Annotated in this window: 19 protein-coding genes and 1 tRNA gene; 4 read left to right on the forward strand and 16 right to left on the reverse strand. The window is 68.7% G+C overall.

Annotated elements, in window-relative coordinates; translation table 11 throughout:
- Positions 1-50: 50 nt before the first annotated feature.
- From K8940_RS20535 to K8940_RS20545, 3 genes are all read right to left on the reverse strand, one after another.
- Positions 51-893: a hypothetical protein gene (locus tag K8940_RS20535; RefSeq protein ID WP_223391901.1), complete on the reverse strand. Its 843-nt coding sequence runs from the start codon at positions 891-893 to the stop codon at positions 51-53.
- A 394-nt stretch (positions 894-1,287) separates the two neighbouring features.
- Positions 1,288-1,830, reverse strand: coding sequence for a hypothetical protein (locus tag K8940_RS20540; RefSeq protein ID WP_223391902.1), 543 nt, complete (start codon positions 1,828-1,830; stop codon positions 1,288-1,290).
- 88 nt (positions 1,831-1,918) lie between these two features.
- A tRNA-Arg gene (locus tag K8940_RS20545) sits at positions 1,919-1,995 on the reverse strand.
- Between the two features lie 135 nt (positions 1,996-2,130).
- Here K8940_RS20545 and K8940_RS20550 point away from each other — a divergent pair.
- The 3 genes from K8940_RS20550 (at position 2,131) to K8940_RS20560 (ending at position 5,114) form a co-directional block, all read left to right on the forward strand.
- Positions 2,131-3,399 (forward strand): dicarboxylate/amino acid:cation symporter, encoded by a 1,269-nt coding sequence (locus tag K8940_RS20550; protein ID WP_223395929.1) that lies wholly within the window; start codon positions 2,131-2,133, stop codon positions 3,397-3,399.
- Positions 3,400-3,663: 264 nt separating this feature from the next.
- Entirely contained in the window at positions 3,664-4,758 is a 1,095-nt protein-coding gene (locus tag K8940_RS20555) for a sensor histidine kinase (protein ID WP_317847010.1), read from the forward strand.
- A complete protein-coding gene (locus K8940_RS20560) occupies positions 4,755-5,114 on the forward strand; it encodes a response regulator (protein ID WP_223391904.1) in 360 nt (119 codons plus the stop codon). Before K8940_RS20555 ends, K8940_RS20560 begins: the two co-directional genes overlap by 4 nt.
- Before the next feature lie 7 nt (positions 5,115-5,121).
- Here the strand turns inward: K8940_RS20560 and K8940_RS20565 are convergent, their stop codons facing one another.
- Positions 5,122-6,012, reverse strand: a complete 891-nt coding sequence (locus K8940_RS20565; RefSeq protein WP_223391905.1) for a LysR family transcriptional regulator — start codon at positions 6,010-6,012, stop codon at positions 5,122-5,124.
- A gap of 122 nt (positions 6,013-6,134) precedes the next feature.
- On the opposite strand from K8940_RS20565, the gene K8940_RS20570 reads away from it, so the two are divergent.
- Positions 6,135-6,977, forward strand: a complete 843-nt coding sequence (locus K8940_RS20570) for an oxidoreductase (protein ID WP_223391906.1) — start codon at positions 6,135-6,137, stop codon at positions 6,975-6,977.
- A 4-nt stretch (positions 6,978-6,981) separates the two neighbouring features.
- Here K8940_RS20570 and K8940_RS20575 read toward each other — a convergent pair whose 3' ends face one another.
- From K8940_RS20575 to K8940_RS20630, 12 genes are all read right to left on the reverse strand, one after another.
- Entirely contained in the window at positions 6,982-8,064 is a 1,083-nt protein-coding gene (locus tag K8940_RS20575; protein WP_223391907.1) for an esterase-like activity of phytase family protein, read from the reverse strand.
- Positions 8,061-9,236, reverse strand: a complete 1,176-nt coding sequence (locus K8940_RS20580) for a glycosyltransferase family 61 protein (RefSeq protein WP_223391908.1) — start codon at positions 9,234-9,236, stop codon at positions 8,061-8,063. Before K8940_RS20580 ends, K8940_RS20575 begins: the two co-directional genes overlap by 4 nt.
- A gap of 10 nt (positions 9,237-9,246) precedes the next feature.
- Positions 9,247-10,503, reverse strand: a complete 1,257-nt coding sequence (locus K8940_RS20585; RefSeq protein WP_223391909.1) for a glycosyltransferase family 61 protein — start codon at positions 10,501-10,503, stop codon at positions 9,247-9,249.
- Positions 10,500-12,956, reverse strand: coding sequence for a glycoside hydrolase family 99-like domain-containing protein (locus K8940_RS20590; RefSeq protein ID WP_223391910.1), 2,457 nt, complete (start codon positions 12,954-12,956; stop codon positions 10,500-10,502). Before K8940_RS20590 ends, K8940_RS20585 begins: the two co-directional genes overlap by 4 nt.
- Positions 12,953-13,873: a class I SAM-dependent methyltransferase gene (locus tag K8940_RS20595; protein ID WP_223391911.1), complete on the reverse strand. Its 921-nt coding sequence runs from the start codon at positions 13,871-13,873 to the stop codon at positions 12,953-12,955. Before K8940_RS20595 ends, K8940_RS20590 begins: the two co-directional genes overlap by 4 nt.
- On the reverse strand, positions 13,870-14,622 hold the full coding sequence (locus K8940_RS20600; RefSeq protein WP_223391912.1) for an ABC transporter ATP-binding protein: 753 nt from the start codon (positions 14,620-14,622) through the stop codon (positions 13,870-13,872). Before K8940_RS20600 ends, K8940_RS20595 begins: the two co-directional genes overlap by 4 nt.
- Before the next feature lie 9 nt (positions 14,623-14,631).
- Positions 14,632-15,423 carry an ABC transporter permease gene (locus tag K8940_RS20605; RefSeq protein ID WP_223391913.1) on the reverse strand — a complete coding sequence of 264 codons (792 nt, stop codon included), beginning with the start codon at positions 15,421-15,423 and terminating at the stop codon, positions 14,632-14,634.
- A 148-nt stretch (positions 15,424-15,571) separates the two neighbouring features.
- Positions 15,572-17,605 carry a glycoside hydrolase family 97 protein gene (locus tag K8940_RS20610; protein ID WP_223391914.1) on the reverse strand — a complete coding sequence of 678 codons (2,034 nt, stop codon included), beginning with the start codon at positions 17,603-17,605 and terminating at the stop codon, positions 15,572-15,574.
- Positions 17,606-17,784: 179 nt separating this feature from the next.
- On the reverse strand, positions 17,785-18,498 hold the full coding sequence (locus tag K8940_RS20615) for a DUF6445 family protein (RefSeq protein WP_223391915.1): 714 nt from the start codon (positions 18,496-18,498) through the stop codon (positions 17,785-17,787).
- A 2-nt stretch (positions 18,499-18,500) separates the two neighbouring features.
- Positions 18,501-19,541 carry a cupin-like domain-containing protein gene (locus K8940_RS20620; protein ID WP_223391916.1) on the reverse strand — a complete coding sequence of 347 codons (1,041 nt, stop codon included), beginning with the start codon at positions 19,539-19,541 and terminating at the stop codon, positions 18,501-18,503.
- Positions 19,534-21,021, reverse strand: coding sequence for a tryptophan 7-halogenase (locus K8940_RS20625; protein ID WP_223391917.1), 1,488 nt, complete (start codon positions 21,019-21,021; stop codon positions 19,534-19,536). The genes K8940_RS20620 and K8940_RS20625 overlap by 8 nt, the downstream gene beginning before the upstream one ends.
- Complete coding sequence (locus tag K8940_RS20630; RefSeq protein WP_223391918.1) at positions 21,018-22,574, reverse strand: tryptophan halogenase family protein; 1,557 nt, start codon at positions 22,572-22,574, stop codon at positions 21,018-21,020. Before K8940_RS20630 ends, K8940_RS20625 begins: the two co-directional genes overlap by 4 nt.
- Between the last annotated feature and the right edge of the window lie 26 nt (positions 22,575-22,600).

Genomic DNA, 22,600 nt, shown 5'->3' on the forward strand with positions numbered 1-22,600 from the left:
GGCTAGCGAGAGAACCATACCGCGAAAGGGAGCGTTCAAGGCGGTCGCTCTCACTGGTACGCTGGTGGAAGTTGGTAGAACACGTAGTCCGCCGCTACCTTAATCGGAATGGGTACGATCCGGCCGAAACGTTCCGGTCCGAGAACATCCTTGAGATCCTCCAGCGACGCGGTGAAGCCGCTGTTCATCCGGGCGACGAAGCGCGCTTTGTCGATCGTCCCTCGGCTATAGGCCGCGAACAGCGCCTCACGGTGGTGGTAGAGGCCAAGGTAGACGTGCTCGATGTCGCCCTTGAAAGTTTCGTACTCGTCCTTGAGGGCTGGCTTGAGGTATTGCTCGAAGTCCTCGTTGACGATTTCCCACTCGTCCTTGAGGCCGCCGCTCACTCGCTTGACCACGGCGGCGACCGCCGCGTCCGAGATCCGTCGAGGATGCGCGGCGTTCACCCGTTTGGCGGCGTCTTTGATCCTTTGGACCAGCGCCGGCCGGCCCAAGCCAAAGCGGCCAAAGATTGGAGTGGCGATCTCGTTACCCGGCGACCTGCGCGCGTCGATGTTCGCCGGCGCGGTAATGCGGTTGGCGCAGTGATGGCAAATGCCCGTTACGCCAAACTCGATACCGGAGTGTCCGTCGGGCCCGGCAATCTCCGCAGCCCACATTGCGTCGCCGGCACCTTGTGCGATAGCCTTGGAGTTGGCCGGTTCTTCGGCTTGCGTGCGGCCGAAACAGCCCCATTGTGTCCCGCTCGACGCGGTGACAGCCACGTGGTCGAGCGGCCAGTCGCCAATATCCGGTATCGGGTGCCATGCGGTCTTCATCGAGTAGACCGTCAGGGTGGTGGCGGCGGCGAGCTTAGCCTCTTGGCAACCTCCGACCAAAGCCGTGCCGGCCAAAACAGCGTGAAACTTCCGCCTCGTTAGCATGGTCGCCCCCCGGCTCCTTTTAAATACCAACGTTATTCACGATGCTCGTAATGGTCGGGTTTGTAAACGGAGAACACCTGAGGGTGATTTTCCAGCCTAGCTGGCGTTTTCGATCAAACTTTTGCGGCCTCTCAGACGACAACGGCCCCTTGCGAAGCGACCAACACTCGCTACGCGCCTCTCATAGAAGCTTACAGCGCTGCCTGTTGGGCGCTGGCGAGCGTTCGTAATGGGGCGAACGGTGCCATTGATGTCGGCGGTCAAATGTCTGAATCGCGCGTAGGCCTAACGGCAGCTCGTGGCGCTGCCCCGCCGGTGATGCAGGCATACGGTTCGGCCGGGGAGGGTGAGAAGGAAAGATTAGTCAGGACGTCGAGGCTTGTGTCCATTTATTTAATAGATGGTTGGTGAAAGCCTTGTCCTTGGATACCTTGTCCTGGCCGCCCTGCGCGTTAAATTCGTTGAACACCCACGTCGACACCTTGTTGAGTGCGGCAGCATTCACTTTGCTGGGCTTCAGCTGGCTGATACGGATCGGAGGCAAGGTCGAGTTCTTGTTGAGCGTCCAGGCCAGCACCATCAGGACATGGAAGCGCATGTTGTTGAGCAGGTTCTGGTCGACGATGCCCTTTAGTGTTCGGAAATGCTCCTCGACCTGGAGGTTGAGCTCAGCCAGAACGCCGTACATAGCCAATGGGAAGCCGTTTGCGCCGTCAGGGAAGATCTTCTTGTAGTCGCTATCCTTCTTGATCGCAGAGGTCGGTCGCGCCCGGGCAGTGTGCGGTTCCTGCAGTAAGACGGTCAGAACGACTTGGGCCAAGCGGTCGATGCTCAGGATGCGATCCGCTGGTTTGCCCTCACGCTTGTAGCTGTTCTTTCGCCGACCTCCGAGGCGATCACGCTTCAAACTCGTCCGCATCCACAATGAGAACGATTATCATATTGGACAGTGTTAGGTTGCTTTCGGGCCACTCTTAAGTTGCCCCGACAAGCCCTGGCGGCCCGGGAGGGACTCGAACCCCCGACCTTCGCTTTAGGAAAGCGCTGCTCTATCCTGCTGAGCTACCGGGCCGCGGCGCGCGCGGCGCAGGGTCAATAGCGCAAGATGCGGGGCGTGCGAACCCCGCTGTCGCGACTCGGGCGCCACGGGCCGCGCAGCCGGGCGCGGGGTCGGTAGAGAAGCGGGGATATGAACGTCGTGCGACATCTGAAGTCGATCTATGTCCAGGTCCTGATCGCCATCGCCCTGGGGATCCTGGTGGGCGCGCTGTGGCCCAAGGTCGGGGTGGCGGTGAAGCCGCTGGGCGACGGCTTCATCAAGCTGATCAAGCTGGTCATCGCGCCGGTCATCTTCTGCACTGTCGCCGGCGGCATCGCCCGGATGGGCGACATCAAGGCGTTCGGCCGGGTGGGCGTGAAGGCGCTGCTCTATTTCGAGGTGGTCTCGACCCTGGCCCTGATCCTGGGCCTGGTGGTCGGGCGCACCCTGCGGCCGGGCGACGGCTTCAACATCGATCCCCGGACGCTGGATCCAGCGATCGCCGCCGGCTACGTCGAGAAGGCCAAGCATGGCGAGGGTCTGGTTCCCTACCTGCTGCACCTGATCCCCGACACCTTCGTGGGGGCGTTCGCCGAGGGCAACCTGCTGCAGGTGCTGGTGGTCGCCATCCTGACGGGCTTCGCCTGCGTGCGGCTGGGCGACTTCGGCGACAAGATCGCGGGCGTGCTGGAGGACACCGCCAAGCTGTTCTTCGGCGTCATCCACGTGGTGGTGCGCCTGGCGCCGCTGGGCGCGTTCGGGGCCATGGGCTTCACGATCGGCAAGTACGGCGTCGGCGCCCTGATCCAGCTGGGCGCGCTGGTGGCGACCTTCTACGTCACCTCGATCCTGTTCGTGCTGGTGGTGCTGGGCGCGATCGCCTGGGCCAGCGGCTTCTCGATCCTGCGGTTCCTGGCCTACATCCGCGAGGAACTGCTGATCGTGCTGGGCACCAGCTCGTCGGAGTCGGTGCTGCCGCAGATCATGGAGAAGCTGGAGAACGCCGGCGCGCGGCGGTCGGTCGTGGGCCTGGTCGTCCCGACCGGCTACAGCTTCAACCTGGACGGCACCAACATCTACATGACCCTGGCCACCCTGTTCCTGGCCCAGGCCACCAACACCCACGTCTCGCTGGGCCAGGAGCTGGCCCTGCTGGGGATCGCCATGCTGACCTCGAAAGGCGCCTCGGGCGTCACCGGGGCGGGCTTCATCACCCTGGCCGCGACCCTGGCGGTCGTCCCCGACATCCCGATCGCCGCCCTGGCCGTGCTGGTCGGGGTGGACCGCTTCATGAGCGAGTGCCGGGCCCTGACCAACCTGGTCGGCAACGGTGTGGCCACCCTGGTGATCGCCCGCTGGGAAGGCGCCCTGGACCGCGACCGTTTGTCGCGTGTCCTGCGCGGCGAGACGGCGCCGACCGAGCCCGTCGCGACCTGAACGAGCCGAACGGGAAAATCGTTGTAGGCATTGAGATAACGGCATTCTCGCAGCGCCCGGGTCGCCCCCGGCGAAGACCCAACCGGAAGGCGGCCGAAGCTCAACCTCGGCGAATGTGCAAACGATCACACCCGGTTGTGGCGGCTCGCCTTGCCCGGCGCCGTCTGCATGTTAGGGTTCCGGATACAACCGCGGTGCGATGCTAGAGTAATGCTGGATTTGGCCTCACGAGACGACGTCGCCGCCCCCGATACGGGTGGTCTGGTGACGCTCATCGAAACCATCGAGGCCCTTTCGGCGACCCGCACCATCAGCGAAGTGGCCGACGTCATCCGCAAGGCCGCGCGGCGCATCTCCGGCGCCGACGGCGTCGCCTTCGTCCTGCGCGACAATGACAAGTGCTGGTACTTCGACGAGGACGCGATCGGCCCGCTGTGGAAGGGCAAGCGCTTCCCGCTGACCGCCTGCATCTCCGGTTGGGCCATGCTGAACCGCCAGACGGTGGTGATCCCCGACATCTATCTGGACGATCGCATCCCGCACGACGCCTACCGGCCGACCTTCGTGAAGAGCCTGGTCATGACGCCGGTGCGCATGGAGGACCCGGTCGCCGCGATCGGCGCCTACTGGGCGGAGTCGCACACCCCCTCGCCCGAGGTCGTGCAGAAGCTGCAGGTCATGGCCCGCGCCACGGCCTCGGCCCTCGAAAGCGGCCGCCTGCACGACAGTCTGGTCGACGCCCGCCACCACGGCACCTTCCTGCTGCAGGAGCTGGACCACCGGGTGAAGAACACCCTGGCCATCGTCCAGTCGATATCGCGCCAGACGTTGCGGGCCAGTCCTTCGCCCGAGACCTTCGCCGAGGTGTTCGAGAACCGGCTCCTGGCCCTGTCGCAGGCGCATGAGCTGCTGACGCGGCGGTCCTGGGGTCGCGCCGCGCTGCACGAGATCCTGGAAAAGGCGCTGGCTCCGTTCAGCCCAGAGTTGGCCGAGCGCTTCGACATCATCGGTCCGGCCCTGACCTTCAGCGCCGAGACCTCGGTCTCGGTGCACATGACCCTGCACGAGCTGGCCGTGAACGCGGCCAAGCACGGCGCGCTGACGACGCCGGAGGGCCGTGTGGTCATCCGCTGGACGGTCGACGAGGGGGCCGCGCCGCCGATGCTGACCCTGACCTGGCGCGAAGTCGGAGGCCCCGCCGTGAGCGGCCCGCCCGAGCGTCGCGGCTTCGGGATCCAGATGATCGAGCGCGGTCTGGCCCGCGACCTGGGGGGCAAGGCCACGCTCGACTTCACGCCGCAAGGCGTGGTCTACACCCTGCGCGCTCCGCTGTCGCAGAGGATGAGTCTCGCCGCATGAAGTCCAGCAAGGTGATGATCGTCGAGGACGAGGCGCTGGTGGCCATGATGGTCGAGGACATGCTCGGGGACCTCGGATGCGAGGTCGCCGGCTCGTTCGGCGCGGTGACCGACGCCCTGGCCTGGCTGGGCAGCGGCGAACCCACGCCGGACGGCGCGGTGCTGGACGTCAATATCGGCGGCGAGATGGTGTTCCCGGTCGCCGAGGCGCTGCGCGAGCAGGGCGTGCCGTTCGTGTTCGCCACCGGCTATGGCGACCTGCCGCGCAAGGGCTTCGAAAGCATCGAGGTGCTGGCCAAGCCGATCAATGTCGGCGCGCTGCGCAAGGCCGTCGACAAGTTCCAGCCCGACGAATAGCGGCGGGTCAGCCGCCTTCCCGGATGAAGTCGATGAAGGCCCGCAGCGGCGCGGGCGCGCGGCGACGGCTGGGATAGTAGAGATAGAAGCCGCCATAGTAGGGGCACCAGTCCTCCAGCACGCGCACCAGCTTGCCGGCCGCGATCAGGTCGGCGACCTGGTCCTCGAAGGCGAACGCCACCCCCACCCCGTCCAGGGCCGCCTGGATCATCAGCCCCTGGTCGCCCAGGGTCAGCGGGCCGTCGACCTCGATGTTCAGCTCGACGCCGCCGCGCTCGAACTCCCAGTGATAGAAGCGCCCGCTGGCGAAGCGGAAGCGGATGCAGGGCAGGTCCTTCAGCTGTTCGGGCGTGACCGGCTTGGGATGGCGCGCGAAGAACGACGGGGCGGCGACGATGGCGGTGCGCTGGCGCGGGCCGATCGGCACGGCGACCATGTCCTGGGCGATCGTCTCGCCGAAACGCACGCCCGCGTCGCAGCCCTCGGCCACCATGTCGACCAGGGCGCCGTCGACCATGATCTCGACCCTGACCCCCGGTTGCGCCGCCATGAACCGTGTCACGACGGGCAGCAGCACCAGCTCGGCCGCCCCGCGCGAGGCGTTGAAGCGCAGCGCGCCCATCGGCTGGCCTCGGAAGTTGTTGAGGTCGTCCAGGGCGTCGTCGATGTCGCGGAAGGCCGGAGACACGCGGGCGAACAACCGCTCGCCGGCCTCGGTCAGGGCGACGCTGCGGGTCGTGCGGTTGACCAGGCGCAGGTCCAGCCGCTCCTCGATCCCCCGCAGGGCGTGGCTCAGCGCCGAGGGCGTGCAGCCCAGCTCGTCGGCGGCGCGGCGGAAGCTCTTGTGGCGGGCGATGGCCAGGAAGCTGGCCAGGTCGGCGGGCGCGACGGGACGCATTGCTGAGAATGACTCAATAGCTTGACGAGAACTGGCATGATTATCTCATCGAAGGCCGAGGTCTAGATGTTCCTCCGTCGCCGCGACGCTCCCCGACGCGGCCCAACGGAAGGAAACGAGACATGCGTACCTGGTTCATCACCGGCGCCTCGCGCGGCTTCGGCGCCCTGATCGCCCAGAAGGCCCTGGCCGCCGGCGACGCCGTCGTCGCCACGGCTCGCGACCCGCAAGCCGTCATCGACCGGATCGGCCAGCATCCGAACCTGCTGGCCGTGGCCCTGGACGTCACCGACGAGGCCCAGGCCCACCAGGCGGCCAAGACGGCCGTCGAGCGCTTCGGCCGCATCGACATCCTGGTCAACAACGCCGGCTACGGCCTCTTGGGCGCGGTCGAGGAAGCCACGGGCTCCGAGATCGAGGCCCTGTACCGCACCAACGTCTTCGGCCTGCTGGCCGTGACCCGGGCCGTGCTGCCCCACATGCGCCGCCAGCGCTCGGGCCGGATCCTGAACCTGTCGTCGGTGGGCGGGCTGCGCTCGGGGCCCGGCTTCGGCGTCTACTGCTCGACCAAGTTCGCGGTCGAGGGCCTGACCGAGGCCCTGGCCGCCGAGCTGGCGCCGCTGGGGATCTTCGCCACGGCGGTCGAACCCGGCTATTTCCGCACCGACTTCCTGGACGCGACCTCGCTCAGCGTCAGCCCCGCCAGCATCGCCGACTATCACGAGACGGCCGGCGCCACGCGGACCCATGCGGCCGAGGTCAGCCACGCTCAGCCCGGCGATCCCGAGCGCCTGGCCAAGGTGCTGGTCGCGTTCGTGGACGCGCCGAACCCGCCCGTTCGTCTGCCCCTGGGCAGCGACACGGCGGCCGCGACCGAGGCCAAGGCCGCCCAGCTGCTGGAGGTCGTCAACGCCTGGCGCGGCGTAGCGGTCTCGACCGATTTCCCGGCGGAGGAGGCGGCCTGAGGCCCTAGGGCGCGAACCGCAGGACCAGGATCTGGTTGACCTGGTTGGCGTCGTAGTTGTCGTCCGAGGCCAGAACCAGCGTGCGGGCCCCGTCCTCAAGGCGGGGCCCCCAGGCCATGGCCTCAAGATTGTCGATCCGGATCCCCAGGCGATCGAAGTTCAGCAACAGCCGCTTCTCGACCGCCCGCACCGGCGTGACCCCCAGGCTCTCGATCTTGGAGATGTCCTGGGCCTTGGCCAGGTCCGCCAGATAGAGGCGGATGTGATAGCTGTAGCGCCCGTCCGCCTGCTTCACGCCCGAGCGCTCCAGCACCAGCAGGCGATGATCGTCCAGGGCCAGGATCTCGCTGATCCCGTTGTCGTTCACCCCCACCGGCGAGGCGACCTGCACCGGGTCGACGCGATAGGCGTACTGGCCCCGCGCCTTGCCGGCGCGATCCAGCCGGGTCAGCCGGGTCAGGCCGGTCTCGGACACGGACGGGATCGGGCCGTCCTGGACCAGCGGCCACTCCATCGACAGCCACAGGAACCTTCCGTCGACGGACCAGCTCAGTCCCTCGACCGTGGCGTTCTTTCGCGCGCCGGTCGCTCCGCCCGCGTGGAAGGTCAGGGCGTCGGGGACCACCACGCGCTGGACCGGCGTTCCGTCGGCCTTGATCCGCCGCACCGACGGCGGATCGCTGTGCTCGAAGTCGCCCTCGGTGGCCCAGACGAGATCGTGGCTCAGCGGATCGAACCGGATCGCCTCGCCGTCTGCGGCCTCGGTCCCGGCCTTGCGGTCGGGGAAGGTCGCGCCATCCTCACGGCGCAGCGGGACCATCGCTTCCTGCGTCGGACCGCACGGCTTGTCCGGACGGACGTCGAGCCGGCCCAGGAAGAAGTGCGACGGCCCGCGCTCGGACTTGTCGTCGCTGATGAACGCCCAGAGGCCGGTTCGCGGGTCGTGGTCGATGCCCGAGATCCCACCGTAGCCGCCGCCCTGGAATTCGATTCCCTTCGGCGTCTCGCAAGCCTTGATCAGCGACAGGCGCGGCTGTGCGATCGCCGGCGTCGCCACCAGCAGGGCGGCCAGGACCAGCGCCCTCACAGCCGCAGCTCCGGCGCGGCCAGCGGGCCGTCGTCCCAGCCAGCCATGGCCGCCTTAGCCTCGGCGCGTTCGACGGCCAGGCCCAACTTGGCGCGAAACTCGGCGGGATCGATCGTGAAGGGCTGGCTCTGCGGCTCGACCGTGTGCAGCCGAGGCCGGCCGTCACTGGGCAGGATGTAGCCGACGTCGTGGCGACGGAAGTTGCCGATCCGCGACTGCACCTCGACCAGCCAGTTCAGCGACACCACCTGGCAGCCCGCCGGCGACAGCAGGGCGTTGTGCAGGCCCGAGCCGAACTCGCCCGCCACCACGCGGGCGCGCGAGAAGATGCGAGCCTGCTCCTCCCAGGGGATGGTCTCAGGCCGCAGCAGGGTCAGGCCCAGATCCTGGGCGATCATCTCGATCTCGGCCTCGTTGGTCATCTCGCGGAAGACGCCCGGCGCGCGCAGGCCCGCGCGACTGACGAACACCTTGTCGAAGCCCCCGCCGCGCGGCCAGGCCAGGGCCTGCTCCTCCAGCTTCCAGCGCAGGAAGTCGTGGAAGATGTAGTCGGCGTGCAGCATGTGCGGCAGCAGGGCGGCATCGATCCGCAGCGCCTCGCGCGCCGGATCGTAGGTGACGATCTCGTGCGTCGGCAGCAGCTGGCGCACGATCCGCGCCACATAGGCCGGCGCGGTCGCCGGCAGCACGATCGGCGCGGCGATCCCCGCCTCGGCCAGCGCCTGGATCAGGAACAGCTTGGGGTACATCTCGGTCAGCCAGTGACCCCAGACGAAGTTGAAGTGGGCGATGACGAACGCCCGCTCCAGCCGCCGCCCGGCGGGCGCGCTGAACGCCCAGTTCTCGGGCGCGATGGCGTTGTCGTACCAGTACTTGATATAGCCCGGATAAGGCCCCCGCGCCTGCAACGGCTGGCCATCCAGGGTCAGGTGGCTTCCCCGGCCGCCGCAGAGCACGTCGCGCACGACGTAGAGGTCGATGTCCGGCGCGGGCCAATCCATCGTGTGGTCGGCGTTCATCTGCTCGCCCGCGCACGGCCACAGCATCGGCCGGGCCAGGACGATGCCGCCGCGGTCCATCAGCTTGGCGCGAACGGCGCGGCCGCCGGCGCCCGCGAGGGCCGAAGCCAGGGAGACCCGGTCGCAGTCGGTGATGTCGACGCAGGCGACCATCGACCGCCCCCTAGAGCGCGGCGTCGAGGAAGGCGAGGAAAGCCGGCAGGTCCAGCCGCCAGCTGAACTCGGCGTTCGGACGATGGTGGCCTTCCAGATAGACCTCGGTCTCGCTCAGCGGCGAGGGCACGAAGAACGCCCGCCAGTCGACCCCGACCAGCAGGGCGATGTTGCGCACCCAGACGCCGATGAAGTTGCTGGGCTGCAGCTCGATGACCTTGGCGCTGGGCCGGCAGAACAGGACGTTGGCCAGGGCCGCGCCAGCCGGGGCGACGATCAGGTCCGCCTGATGGAACAGGGCGATCTGGTCGCGGACCGACAGTTCCTCGGGCCGGACGATCGTGAAATCGCGCGCCGCCAGGGCCGTTTCCAGGTCCAGCTCATTGACCAGCACCCGCTTCTGCGAGCCCCGGCGGGTGACGTAGATGCGCTTGGCGCCGGCGGCCGGATCGATGGCGGCGGCGGCCAGGATCCGCTCGCGCACCACGTCCAGCGGCGCGTTGGGCGCGTGCAGGAAGTGGTCCATGGCCGTGGCGAAGACCGCGTCCTCGATCCGCACCAGCGGGGCCTCGACCAGGCGCGGCTGGGGCTGGTCGCCCAGCATCAGGGACAGGAGTTCGCGGTGCCAGGGCAGCAGGGGCGGCGTGATCGCCGGAAAGCGCTCGGCCGCGCCCGCGCCGATCGCCGTCATCAGGGCCGGCAGGCAGTCGATCAGGAAGTGGCCATAGTTGTGCAGACCGCCCCAGGCCATGAACACCGTCGCCCGGTCGATCACCGGGACCTCGCCCGGAACTCGGAACAACGGCCCCTCCGCCTCGACCTTGACGCCGGGCAGCAGGCCCAGGGTCGGGGTCAGGTACAGCGCCTCGTGGATGGCCTTGTGGAACACCTGGCCCTGGTCGTTGAACAGCGCGCCATAGGCCGGCGCGTGCCAGACGCCCGACAGGCGGACAAGGTCCACGCGCGAGCGCAATACGCCGTTGGCGCCGTGCGCCCAGGGCGGCACGTCGGTCCCGCCGCTGCGGCCGCCCAGGATCTCGCGGGTCTCGGGCTCGTCCAGGATCATCTGGGGGATCGCCTGGGCCATGGCGCCCGGCGCGGCGGGCCCAGGCTCGCCCAGCACGTCGTCGACGCGCGGCAGGACGTTCTCCTCGAACACCACCTCCAGCGGCGTACCGGGCCCTTCCGGACGCTCGGGAACCATCGCCTTCAACCGGCCGGCCGCCTGCCTGGCGATCCGGCGCGCGACGCGCAGCACCCGCTTCACAGCTCGAAGCTCGCGCGGTAGCCGGCGCGAGCGACGATGGCGGCGGTCAGCCGCTCGATCGCGTGGGCCGTGGTCCCGTCGACGCGGCCCAACTCGGGCCCGAAGTCGATCTCGGCGTCGGTCAGGTCCGACAGCGGGGCGAAGGCCTCCGTCCGACCCCAGAACATCGAGCCGGCCGCGAAGGGCGTCTCGGGCTCCAGCTTCAGGCCCATGCGGGCCTTCAGGCGCTCGACCGCCGCTCCGTTGTTGGCCATCACGTCTGGATCGCCGATGCGCATGCGCGCTTCGGACGAGGCCAGCAGGCCCAGCTTCGGATCCTGGGCGAAGGCGCGCAGAGCCAGACTGGCCGCCTCGCCGCCCAGCAGGCCGTCGAACAGCTCGGCCCGCCATTCGTCGCCCTTGGCGCGGTGAGGCGAGCGCTTGGAGTGCAGCTTGCAGAACACCGAATAGCCCAGGGCGCGCGCCCGGCGCAGGGTCTCGACGAACGGGCGAATGTCGCGCCCGCGGTTCTCAGCGATGGCCAGGTGGGCGTTGGGGAACGCCGCGCGGGCCCGGGCGAGGTCGGCCTCGCTCCAGCTTTCCGGCACGGTGATCATCAGGTCGAGGCCGCTGGCCGTGGCCGCCAGGCGCTGGGCGAACCAGTCGATCAGCTCCGGGTAGAAGAGGTGCAGCAGCACGACGGCGTCAGCGCGCTTCTCGAACCCAGCCTGAGCGTCGGCCACCAGCGGATGGGCGTCCGTCAGCCGCGGCACATAGGCGCCCAGGGCCGCGCGGGTGGCGTGCAGATAGCCGTGGCCGAACCAGCGGTCGGGCTCGAGATAAGCCCCCTCGCCCCACTCGTTCCAGGCGTTGACGAACACCAGCCCCTGGCCCTGGGGATGCCTGGTCTCGACATGCTTCAGCGCGCCCGACAGCCAGGTCAGGTAGCTTTCCGGGTCGGCGTTGTGAAAGGCGTGGCCGGCCCAGGGCTTGCGGGCCTGGTTGTCCCAGCCCGGCATGACGCCCGGCACGAAGGCGGCGTCGACGTTCGACAGCTCGGAGAGCTTGTGCCGGACGACTGCCGGATAGTCGTAGACCTTGCCGGTGAAGTTCTCGTGCAGCGGCGTCACCGACTTGGTGATCTCGCCCTCGACGATGGCGTGGGGCGGGAAGTCGATGATCCCGTCGAAGCCGTGGCTGGCATAGTCCTGAAAGCCAAAGGCCGTGGTGCACAGCAGATGCAGCTCGCCCAGCCCCATGGCCCGCGCCTGGGCGCGCCAGCGGTTGGTGGTCGCCTTGGCGTCCGGCAGGATTTCGGGCCGGTACAGCACCAGCACCGGCTTGCCGCCCACCCGCAGGTAGCGAGGGTCGCGCATGTAGCGGGCCATGTCCTCGAACACGGCCTGGTCGTCCTCCGGCGAGTGTTTCTGGGCCATCAGGACGTCGGTCTCGTCGCCGTCCCAGCGGCGGGTCCAGTTCTCGTTGGCCCAGCACAGGGCGAACGGCAGGTCCAGGGTCGGGTCGGCCAGATAGAGCTCGATCGGCTTTTCCAGCAGGCGCTTGCCGGCGAACCAGTAGTAGTGGAAGCAGAAGGCGTGGACGCCCGCGCCCTTGGCCAGGTCGACCTGCTGGGCCAGCACCTCGCGCTGGCGCAGGTCGTAGAAGCCGAGATCCCCCGGCAAGCGCGGCTGGTAGTGGCCCAGGAACTGCGGCTGGGCCTTGGAGACATTGGTCCACTCGGTAAAGCCCTTGCCCCACCAGGCGTCGTTCTCCGGGAACGGATGGAACTGCGGCAGGTAGAAGGCCACGACCTTCGGCGCGTCGGCCGGCAGCGAGATCGGCGCGGCGATCGGCGCGGCGAAATGCGGGCTGCGCAGGTTCTTCGAGACCTGGATCGCGTGGGTGTAGGCCGCGCGGACCGGACCGGCGTCGCCGGCCTTGGCCTGGCTGGCGCGGACCTGCTCGGCGACGGCGCGCCCCTTGCGCCAGATCGCGCCCACCGGCTTGCGCAGCGGTCCCAGGGCCGGCTTGATCGCCTGGATCGCCACGCCCTTCCAGCCGCGCGGATCGCTGCCCAGGTGACCGGCCGGCTTGACCGCCAGCTGGCTGACGGTGAAGCGGCAGGGGCCTTCGGACGGATCCAGGCGAACCCGCACCAGCTGTCGGCTGCGGGCCGGCAGCGAGGCGAACCAGCCGTCGGGCCCGGCCTTCAGCCGCGCATAGGAATCCTCGGAAAAGCCGTCGCCCCAGTCGGCGAACAGGGCCGGCCCGACGAGCTCGCCGTCCAGCGCTTCGAGCTTGATGTCGATGCGGACGGTGCGGGCCGCTCGCAGCGCCGCGCGCTCGGCCTTCGGCGGCGTCCAGATCATCTGCGGGTCGTCGCCGGTTCCGACCAGCACGACCCGCCCCTGGGCGTCGACGCCCTCGATCGCGACGTCGCGTCCGGGCTTGAGACCGGGCGGCAGCATGGTCACGCCTTGCCCGTCAGGCGGTCCAGCAGGCGCGCCACCAGGCCCTGTCGTCCCCGCGGCTCACGCTTGCGGATGACCACCGCCGCCTGCCAGAAGCGGGCAGGATCGTCGATATAACGCACGACCTCGCCGCCATGCGGGGCGGCTTCCTTGGCCACGAACTTGGCCGTGACCGTGGTGTCGCCGTAGATCTCGGCCTCGCGGTGAGCGCCGCCGCCCGAGGGCAGGTAGGCGACGCCCTCGCGGGCCAGCTCGTCGCGCATGCGCGGCAGCTGGTCCTTGTAGGCCGACAAAGCCACGTGCCAGGCGTTATCGGAATTGGGGTCGGTGGATTCCAGGAAGTCCAGGAAGCGCGGCGGCTCGACCGTGAACACCAGCAGGCCGCCCGGCGAGAGCACGCGCAGCAGTTCGGCCAGCCAGGCGCGGAACAGGTGCGGCGGCAGGTGGGTGAAGACCGAATAGGCGGTCACCAGGCGGAACTGGCCGTCGGCGAACGGCAGCGGCTGACCGTTGACGATCGTCCCGAACTGGCCCGGCAGGTTCGCGCCGGCGCAGAAGGCGACCATGTCCGGATCGATATCGACCCCGGCCATGTGCTCGGCCTGGAAGTCGCGCAGGAAAAAGCGGCCGATGCGTCCCCAGCCGCAGCCGAAGTCCAGATAGCCCTGGCCGGCCGACCGCTTGTAGGCGCGGTCGTTCATGCTCTCCTGGGCGAAACGGTAGAACCGGCCGGCCTCGTCCAGGGCGTCCTCGTAGGCCGAGCCGACGAACTGGCGCTGGATCTCGGCCGAGGGGAACTCCGGATACAGCGCGCCGTCCTGCACGCGCTCGGCGACCGAACGCTTCAGCCGCGCGATCCAGGCGTCGGCGCCGATCCCCTTGAGGTCCTCGTGAGCGAGACGGCGGGCGGTGTCGGTCATGCGGCGTGGGATTCCCGGTAGACGAGCCAGTCCTCGGTGCTGCCGAGGAAGGCGATACGGCCGCCCTGCAGTTCGCAGACGCGATTGCAGACGCGGCGGACGAGGTCGTGGTCGTGCGTGGCCATGACCACGATCTTGGCGTCCTCGACCATCTGATGCATGCGCTGGCCGGCCTTCTGCACGAAGGCGGCGTCGCCGGCGCTAAGCCACTCGTCCAGCACCAGGATGTCGGCCTCGAACTCGGTGGCGACCGTGAACATCAGGCGCGCCAGCATGCCGGCCGAATAGGTGCGCACAGGCAGGTGCAGGAAGTCGCCCAGGCCCGAGAACTCGGCGATGGCGTCGACACGGCTGTCGATCACCTTGCGCGGCAGTCGCCGCATCAGGCCCAGCTTGTGGATGTTGCGGAGGCCCGTGGCCTCCATGTCCAGGCCGGCGCCGATGGCGATCATCGAGGTGATGTCGCCGTCGATCGTGAGTTCGCCGCGCGTGGGCGAGTAGATGCCGGCGATCACCTTGAGCAGGGTGGTCTTGCCCGAGCCGTTGTGGCCCACCAGGGCGATGCGATCGCCCTCTTTGATCTCGAGATTGATGTCGTGCAGCGCCTTGACCGCCGCGACGTCGCCGGCGGCCTTGTACATCTTGCCGCCGACCGCGAGGTTGAACACGGCGCTGCGCAGCGACTGCGAGCGCAGGCTGTAGACGAAGTAGTCGAGGTCGACGTTCTTCAGCGTGATCTGGTGCGTCATGGTCCGCTCCTACAGCCAGAAGACCACGCGCTTGCGGAACATGGCCAGCAAGACGAAGGCGATCACGGCCAGGATCCCGGCCGTTCCCAATGTCCAGAACCAGTCGATCGCGGCGGGAGCATGGCCGGTCAGGGGCGCGCGAAGCAGCTCGACCTGGTGCGTCAGGGGATTGAGCTCGACCACCCAGCGGCGCTTGGCGCTGACATTGTCGGCCATCCAGAACACCGGCGTCACGTAGAATGCCAGCTGCACCACGTAGCTCATCATGTAGGCCACGTCGCGAAAGCGCGTCGACGGGATGGCGACGATGAAGCCCTGGACACAGACGATCACCAGCATCAGGGCCAGCGCCGGGACCAGCGTCCAGTGCGGGATGGCGAACTTGCGCAGCACCAGCATCGTCACCCAGAAGGCGATCAGCTGGAACAGGAAGTTCGTCGCCGCCTTCTGGGCGTGCAGGAAGACATAGAAGCTGAGCGGCAGGCGCTGACTCTGCATCAGGCCAGCGTTGTAGAGGAAAATGGCCTGGGCCTCGGCGATCGTGGTGCCGACCAGCGACCAGGCCAGAAGCCCCGCCACCACCTGCGGATAGCTCTTGGACATGTCCACGCCCATCATGGCGCTGACGAGGAAGGCCAGGGCGAAGGCGACGACCAGCAGGTTGCAGGCCATCCAGAACGGACCCAGGATCGAGCGCTGGAAGCGCGAGGCCGTCTGGTCAAGGCCCACCCGCCACCACAGGGGCGCGAGACGGATTCCGTCTCCAATGTCCTTGAGCGCCGCCATCACGGGACTCGGCATTCGCAACCTTCCTTAGCGCCCTGAGGCGACCGGCAAGGCGCCTGCTTACAGAGCCCCGGGCCGCCCGACAATGCTTTGGAAGGTGACCGAGCGCGGGTCTTTCAACTCGCGCCCGGAGTGTTGCGTAAAAACTTTAGTCCGAGGCCCTTCAATCCAGAATCTTGAAGCGCACCGCCGCGCCGCCCCCGGCGGCCATGTCCAGGTCCAGGCTGTCCTTGGCGGTGACGATCTTCTTCTCGACCGTCAGCGCGCCGGGATTGGTTCGGAAGTCCGCCCAGGGCCCATCGCGATAGATCTGGGCCTCGTAGCGCTTGCCCGTCGCCAGGAAGTCCAGCTTCTGGTTCAGCTTGCGCGGCTGCTCGTCGGTCAGGGCGCCCAGGAACCAGTCCTTGCCGCCGCGCGGCTGGCGGGCGACGACGATGTAGTCGCCGACCTGGCCTTGCAGGGTCTTGGAGGTCTCCCAGTCGGTCGGCACGTCGCGGATGAACTGGAAGGCGTCCGGACGGGCCTCATAGTTCTCCGGCAGGTCGGCGGCCATGTGGATCGGGCTGTAGAGCACGACATAGAGCGCCAGCTGCACGGCGATGGTCGACTGGCCGCGGCGGGTCAGCTCGGTCTTGCCGTGGACCACGTCCATGATCCCCGGGGTGAAGTCCATCGGTCCGGCCAGCATGCGGGTGAAGGGCAGGATCACCGTGTGCTCGGGCGGGTTGGTCGGGTCGCCCCAGGCGTTGAACTCCTGCCCGCGCGCGCCCTCGCGGCTCAGCATGTTGGGCCAGGTGCGGCGCAGGCCGGTGTCCTTGACCGGCTCGTGGGCGTCGATCGAGATGTGATGACGGGCCGCGACCTCGGCGACATGCAGGTTGTGGCGGACCATGTACTGGCCGGCGAACCACTGCGGCTGGCCGTCCTGGTCCAGGATCGTGCCGCTGTGGCGGACATAGCCGGTCTTGACCTGCGAGACGCCGACGCTCTCATAGAGTTTCATGGCGTCTTCCAGCTGGGCCTCGTAGTTGGGCACGGCCCCGGCCGTCTCATTGTGGCCGATCAGCTTGACGCCCTTGGCCTTGCCGTAGTCGGTGATCGCCTTGATGTCGAAGTCCGGATAGGCCTCCGTGAAGCTGAACTTGTCGCCGTTGGCGATCCAGTCGCCGTCCCAGCCCCTGTTCCAGCCCTCGACCAGCACGCCGTCGAAGCCGTACTTGGCCGCGAAGTCGATATAGCGCTTGGTGTTCTGCGTCGTCGCGCCGTGGATCGGACCGCTGCCCCAGGTCGACTTCTGCAGGTGCATCTCCCACCAGATGCCGACGTACTTGCCCGGCTTGATCCAGGAGGTGTCGGCGATCTTGCTGGGTTCGTTGAGGTTCAGCTCGATGCGGCTGTCGGCCAGGGCGCCGGCGCTGTCGCCGATCAGCACGGTGCGCCAGGGAGTGGCGAAGGCGCCGGTCTTCCTGGCCAGGGTCCCGTCGGCCCACGGCATCAGCCTGGCCTTGTAGGTCCCCGCGCCGTCGCCCGCGAGCAGCATCGAGGGAAAGTCGACCAGGGCCGCCTCGTGGATGGAGAGGTGCAGGCCGCCCGTCTCGCGCCCATTGTTCTGACGAAGAGTCAGCGGCGTCTCGGCCAGGGTGATCCGGTGGGCGTCGGTCTGCTTGTAGAGGTACTCGTCGCGCTCCTGTCCCAGGGCCTCGTACCACCAGGCGTCATAAGCGCCGACGGGCTTGAACTCGGTGCGGTCGTCCGTGACCGCCACGGCCTGGTCGGCCGGAATGGCGGCATAGGCGTAGCGGAAGCCCAGGCCGTCATCGAACAGCCGGAAGACGACGTCGACGCTCCTATTCAGCGGCGTGTCGCCGGCCAGCGAGACCGTCAACTCCGAATGGTTGTCGCGGATGAGCCGCTGCTCGCCCCAGGGCTGCTCCCAGGTGGTGTCCGATGCCGAGCGCTTGGCGGCCGTGATCCCGGTGTAGCGCGCCTGCGCCTCGCCGGCGAAGGTCAGGCCCATCGGCGCGGCCGCCAGCACCGGCTTGCCGCCCTTGCTCACCGCGTAGAGGGCCTGCCCGTCCCGGGTGAAGACGCACACCTCGATGACCTTGCCCGGCGACTGGGCGCACTCGCGTTCCGCGGCCTGGGCGATCGTCGGCAAGGCCAGGACGGTCAGCAGGGCGAGGGTTCGGAAGCTCATCGAACAGTCTCTTTCGAAAAGGGCGCCTCGGCTCCGCAGGACTGGAGCCGAGGACGCAGGGGGGAGGACTAGGGCCAAGCCGGAACTCTGGCCAGCCGAACGCAAGAGCGCCTTCAGGACGCGCGCCGCGTGGTCGCGCCGGACGAAGAGCGAAGGAAGGGTTGAACGAGGGGCGGCCGCTATCCGGACTCCACCGCCTCGATGAAGCCGTTGGCCGTCAGCCGCCCCGTGGCGGGATCGGCCGATCCGCCGCCCCGGCCCAGCAGACCGGAATGCAGGACGTGGCCGCGATAGACGATCAACCGGTTGAACATCGGCTCGACCGCCTCGATCAGGTCGTAGCCCGGCGTTTCCTCGCCCGCGAAGCGCTTTCGCCTTCCCTGGGCCAGCTCGCTCTCGACGGCGGCGGCGTAGATGTCGGCCCGCGTGGCGTCGACCGACTCGAAACCCGTGGCCGCGTGGCGGAAGAAGCCCGTGCCGCCGAAGTCGCCCCGAAAGAGATAGTGGACCATGGCCAGGCGGCTCGGGTCCGGCCCGTCCAGGTGCGGCAACGTCTGCACCGGGCTGGCGGCCTCGACCGGCGTGGTCGCCAGGGCGAAGAAGCCGAAGAACTTCAGCACGGCCTTGGCCGAAACCCCGAACGCCGCTTCGATCGGGCCACGCAGGGCGGTGACCACGGTGCGATAGTAGGCCTCGGGCAGGTTGGCGTTCAGCCCCGGATAGTTCGTGTGCGGCGGACGGTAGAAGTCGGTAGCGCGGGCCGCGGCGATCATCGCCCCCGGATCGGCCAGCACGTCGTCGACGATCAGCAGCGGTTGCCGCTCCGCGCCGACCTTGCGCAGGCGGAGGTTGATGTTCGCCCCCAGCGGCAGGGGTTTGACAACGGTCGTCACGCTCATGTCGGCGACCTCAGCACGGCCATCTTCAGCTGCTGCTTGAGGGCCGCGCGCTGGGCGGGGCTCAAGGTCCCCAGCACGCCGCGCAGGCTTTCGGGGATGTGGGCGGTCGCCTCGCCCCGGTCGCCGAAGACGTAGGTCGCGAACATCTCGCGCCAGTAGCCCCTCTCGCCCTCGGGCAGGTCCTTCAGCGCCAGCAGGGCGATCTGGAAGATGTCGACCGGCCGCTCCAGGCCCACGGCCGTGTCGCCCCACCAGTAGTTGACCATGGCGTTGTAGGGCTCGAGCGAGGTGACGTGGTGCCACCAGTGCTTGGGCATGAACAGCCCGTCGCCCGGCTCCAGCCACGCGACCCGCGCGGCGGCGTAGGCGTCGCGGTAGCGCGGGAAACGGGCCAGATCCGGCGCCTCCGGGTCGACCAGCGACAGCGGCGGCGGGTTCTCCAGCGGGCCGACATAGAGGTTGCTCACCTGCTCGGGCGGATAGAGCACGAAGCGCCTGCGGCCCGAGAGCACGATGGCCAGGTTGTGGTCGCGGTCGTTGTGGGTCTGGGTCCGTAGCGGCCCGCCGACCCACAGGCGGGGCGTCACCTTGGCCGCGACCAGCGGCATCGGGTTCTGGCGCACGAACTCGGGCATGTGCGTGGCCAGGGGCAGCATCTGGATGGCCACGAACGGCGCGTCCTTCTGGCCCAGCAGGCCCTCGATGCGGTCCAGGGTCTGGCTGATGCCGGCGTTGCGCTTGGAGAAGCTGAACTCCCGCAGGTCCGGACCATAGGCGTACCAGCCGTTGCTGCTGGCGGGCGCCTCCATGACCGGCCCCGGCAGGCCGGTGTCCATGGCCTTGAGATAGGCGTTCATCGTCCCCGGCGCGCGCCCCGCGGCCAGGGCCGGCCAGGCGTCGGCCAGGCCCTTGATCACCACCGGCGTCTCGGCCGCGACGAGACGTTCGAACCCCTCCGGCGACGGCGCGGCGACGGCGGTCACGCGCGGCAGGGCTTCGAGACTCAAGGTCGGGTCGATGGAGAGGCCGCTATCCATGGACAGGGTCCCGACCGCAGAAGCTTTCCAAGTAGAGGTCGTGGGTCGGCTGGCGTTCGACCTGGTCCTTGATGAAGGACAGGATGCGCCGGAACTCGTGCTTCATCAGCGCGGGCGCGGTCGCGTCGATGATCGGCGCGTGGCTGTCGGGCGTGACGCCATGGCCGACGAACACCGCCCGCCAGCTGTCGTTCGAGAAGCTGTCGTGCTCGAACGGCGCGATCTCGCCTCGGGCCTGGAACAGGGCGATGCGCTGGGCCAGTTCCGGCGACACCGGCGCCTGGCGGGCGCGGGACCAGAAGTCCGAGGCGCCGTAGCCGTTGATGGCGTAGTGCAGCTGCTGGAAGTCGCGCACGCGCTCGAACTGCTCGGCCATCGCCCTATTGTAGGCCCCGCGCTCATGGGCCCAGTCGCCGGACACCAGAAACAGGGCCAGCAGCTGGACCAGGCCCATCTGGACGCCGTGCAGGTCGACGCCGTGCAGCGGATCGAAGACGCAGGCGGCCTCGCCGATGGCGACGACGTTGCGATCCCAGGCCGACAGACGGCGACCGGGCGCGACAGGGCGCGCCGAGGCGTTCTGGATTGGCAGGCCGGAGGCGGCGCTGGCGGCCCGCAGCGCCTCTTCATCCGTACACAGATCAGATGCATGGACCTGGACGATATGGACACCGTTCTGAGCGGGATGCAGGGCCGTCCAGCCCCGCGCCCAGGCGCGGGTTTCGGCATAGGCCGGGATCGACGGGAAGGCGGGGGCCAGGGCGGTCAGCACGCGGTCGGCCGGGAAGGCCCAGGCCTCGCGCGCGCCGCCGATCAGCAGCCCCTCGGAACCTGTGGCGTCGAGGAAGAAGTCTCCGGTCACGCGGCGGCCGTCGCCCAGGTCGAGAGCGACGACATCACCGGCCTCGCCGCGCTCGATCGCGACGCCCAGCGCCTGATGCGCCTCGACGCCGCGCCGGATCGCCAGGCTCTTCAGGGCGCCGGCATAGGCCAGGCCCGGCAGGTGGTAGCCGTAGTCGGCGCGGCCGAAGACCTCGGTCTCCTCGTCGGGCATGACGAAGCGACCGTGCCTGGCGGCGGCGGCCGTCAGCGAGAAGTCGGCGAACTCGGCGTCGAGGCCCAGGCCGCGCGCCTTCAGCCAGTTGGGGAAGAAGTCGCGCCCATCGATCGGCGCGCCGTGGGTCCCGTGGGCGTGGAAGAAGGTGGGCGCCTGGCCGGTCAGGTCGGTGAAATTGCCGCCCAGCGAGAACGTCCCGCCGACCGTCCGCAGCAGGGCGGACTCATCAAGGCCGAGCTGGTTGTGCAGGGCCTCCAGCGCGGGCAGGGTCGCGTGGACGCTGGCGGCGGTCAGGCGGCTGGGCAGCTCCACCGCCGTGACCGTCACGCCGGCCGGCTCCAGCGCGGCGCGCAGAACGGCGGCGGACAGCCAAAGCGGGGCGTCGCGGCCCACGACCACGACATGGTTCGGCGCGGCGCTCATTGGGCGACCGCCTTGGCCATCGGCGCCCCGACGCCGCCGGGCGCGTACCGGGCGATGAAGTCCGCGTGCGAGCTCATCGCCGCGACATTGGTGTCGATGCGCGTCTTGAGGTCGGCCAGCTTGGCCCCCAGCACGTCCAGCGGGACCGCTTCGGCCAGGCGGTCATAGGCGCGTGGCGTCAGCCCCTGCCCTTCCAGCACCGACAGCCAGCTGTCGCGCGAGAACAGACCGTACTTGTAGTCCGGCAGGCCCGCGCGGCCTTCGAACAGGGCGAGCTTTTCCTCCAGGCTGGCCGGGATTTCCATGGTCCGCACATGGTCCCACAGCGGCTGGCCCACACGCTGGTTCAGCCGGTAGTGCAGGATCAGGAAGTCACGGATCCGGTCGTACTGGATCTCGAACAGACGGTTGAACTCGGCCGCCAGGCGCGGGTCCATGCCGGTCCGCCGGGTCGGCATCAGGTTGATCAGGTCGACCACGGCGGCCTGGATCAGGAAGATGCTGGTGCTTTCCAGCGGCTCCAGGAAGCCCGACGCCAGGCCCATGGCCACGACGTTGCGGGTCCAGCCCGACTTGCGGCGACCAGCGGCGAAGCGCAGCAGCTTGGGCTCCGCCTGCGCGGGGGCGTCCAGCTGGGCCAACAGGGTCTCGCGCGCCCGGTCCGCGTCCATGAAGGCGCTGGAGAACACGTAGCCGTTGCCGGTGCGATGCTGCAGCGGGATGCGCCAGATCCAGCCGCCCTCCTGGGCCGTCGAGCGCGTGTAGGGCGAGAAGGCGTCGGCGCGCGCGCACGGGACCGCCAGGGCCCGGTCGCATGGCAGCCATTTCGTCCAGTCTTCCCACTCTGCCTTCATCAGTCCGCCCAGCAGCAGCGAGCGGAAGCCCGAGCAGTCGACGAAGAGATCGCCGTCGATCCGCTTGCCCGACTTCAGGGTGATGGCGGTGACGTCGCCGCGCTCGCCGTCCTGGGCGATGTCGGTGACCAGGCCCTCGATCCGGGTCACGCCCCTGGCGGTCGACCATCGCCGCAGGTAGGCGGCGTAGAGGCCGGCGTCGAAATGGTAGGCGTAGGCATAGGTCGAACGGATGGACTTCTGATCCTCGTTCGGAAACTCGAAGGCGTTCGCGCGGGCCGCGGCCACGGCGTACGAATAGTCCTGCAGCGGCGCGGGGTTCAGGCCGTGCAGCCGGGCGCGCGCCCAGTGGTGCTGGAAGTCGACGCCCGCCCACGGCTCGCCGAACGTGCCGAACGGGTGGATGTAGCGATCGCCCGCCCTGCCCCAGTTCCTGAACTCGATGCCGAGCTTGAAGGTCCCCTGCGTCTCGCGCAGGAACTGGACCTCGTCGACGCTCAGCATGTCGTTGAAGGTCTTGATATGCGGCAGGGTGGCCTCGCCGACCCCCACCGTCGCGATCTCGTCGGACTCGACCAGGGTGATGGCGTAGTCGCGCGGGTCCAGAAGCCGCGACATGCCCGCCGCGCACATCCAGCCGGCCGTGCCTCCGCCGACGATGACGACCCTGAAGGCCGCTTCCGGATTGACTGCCCGCATGTTCGGACCTCGAAGGGGTCCGGCGC

The sequence above is a fragment of the Caulobacter segnis genome (assembly GCF_019931575.1).
Lineage (GTDB): Bacteria > Pseudomonadota > Alphaproteobacteria > Caulobacterales > Caulobacteraceae > Caulobacter > Caulobacter segnis_C.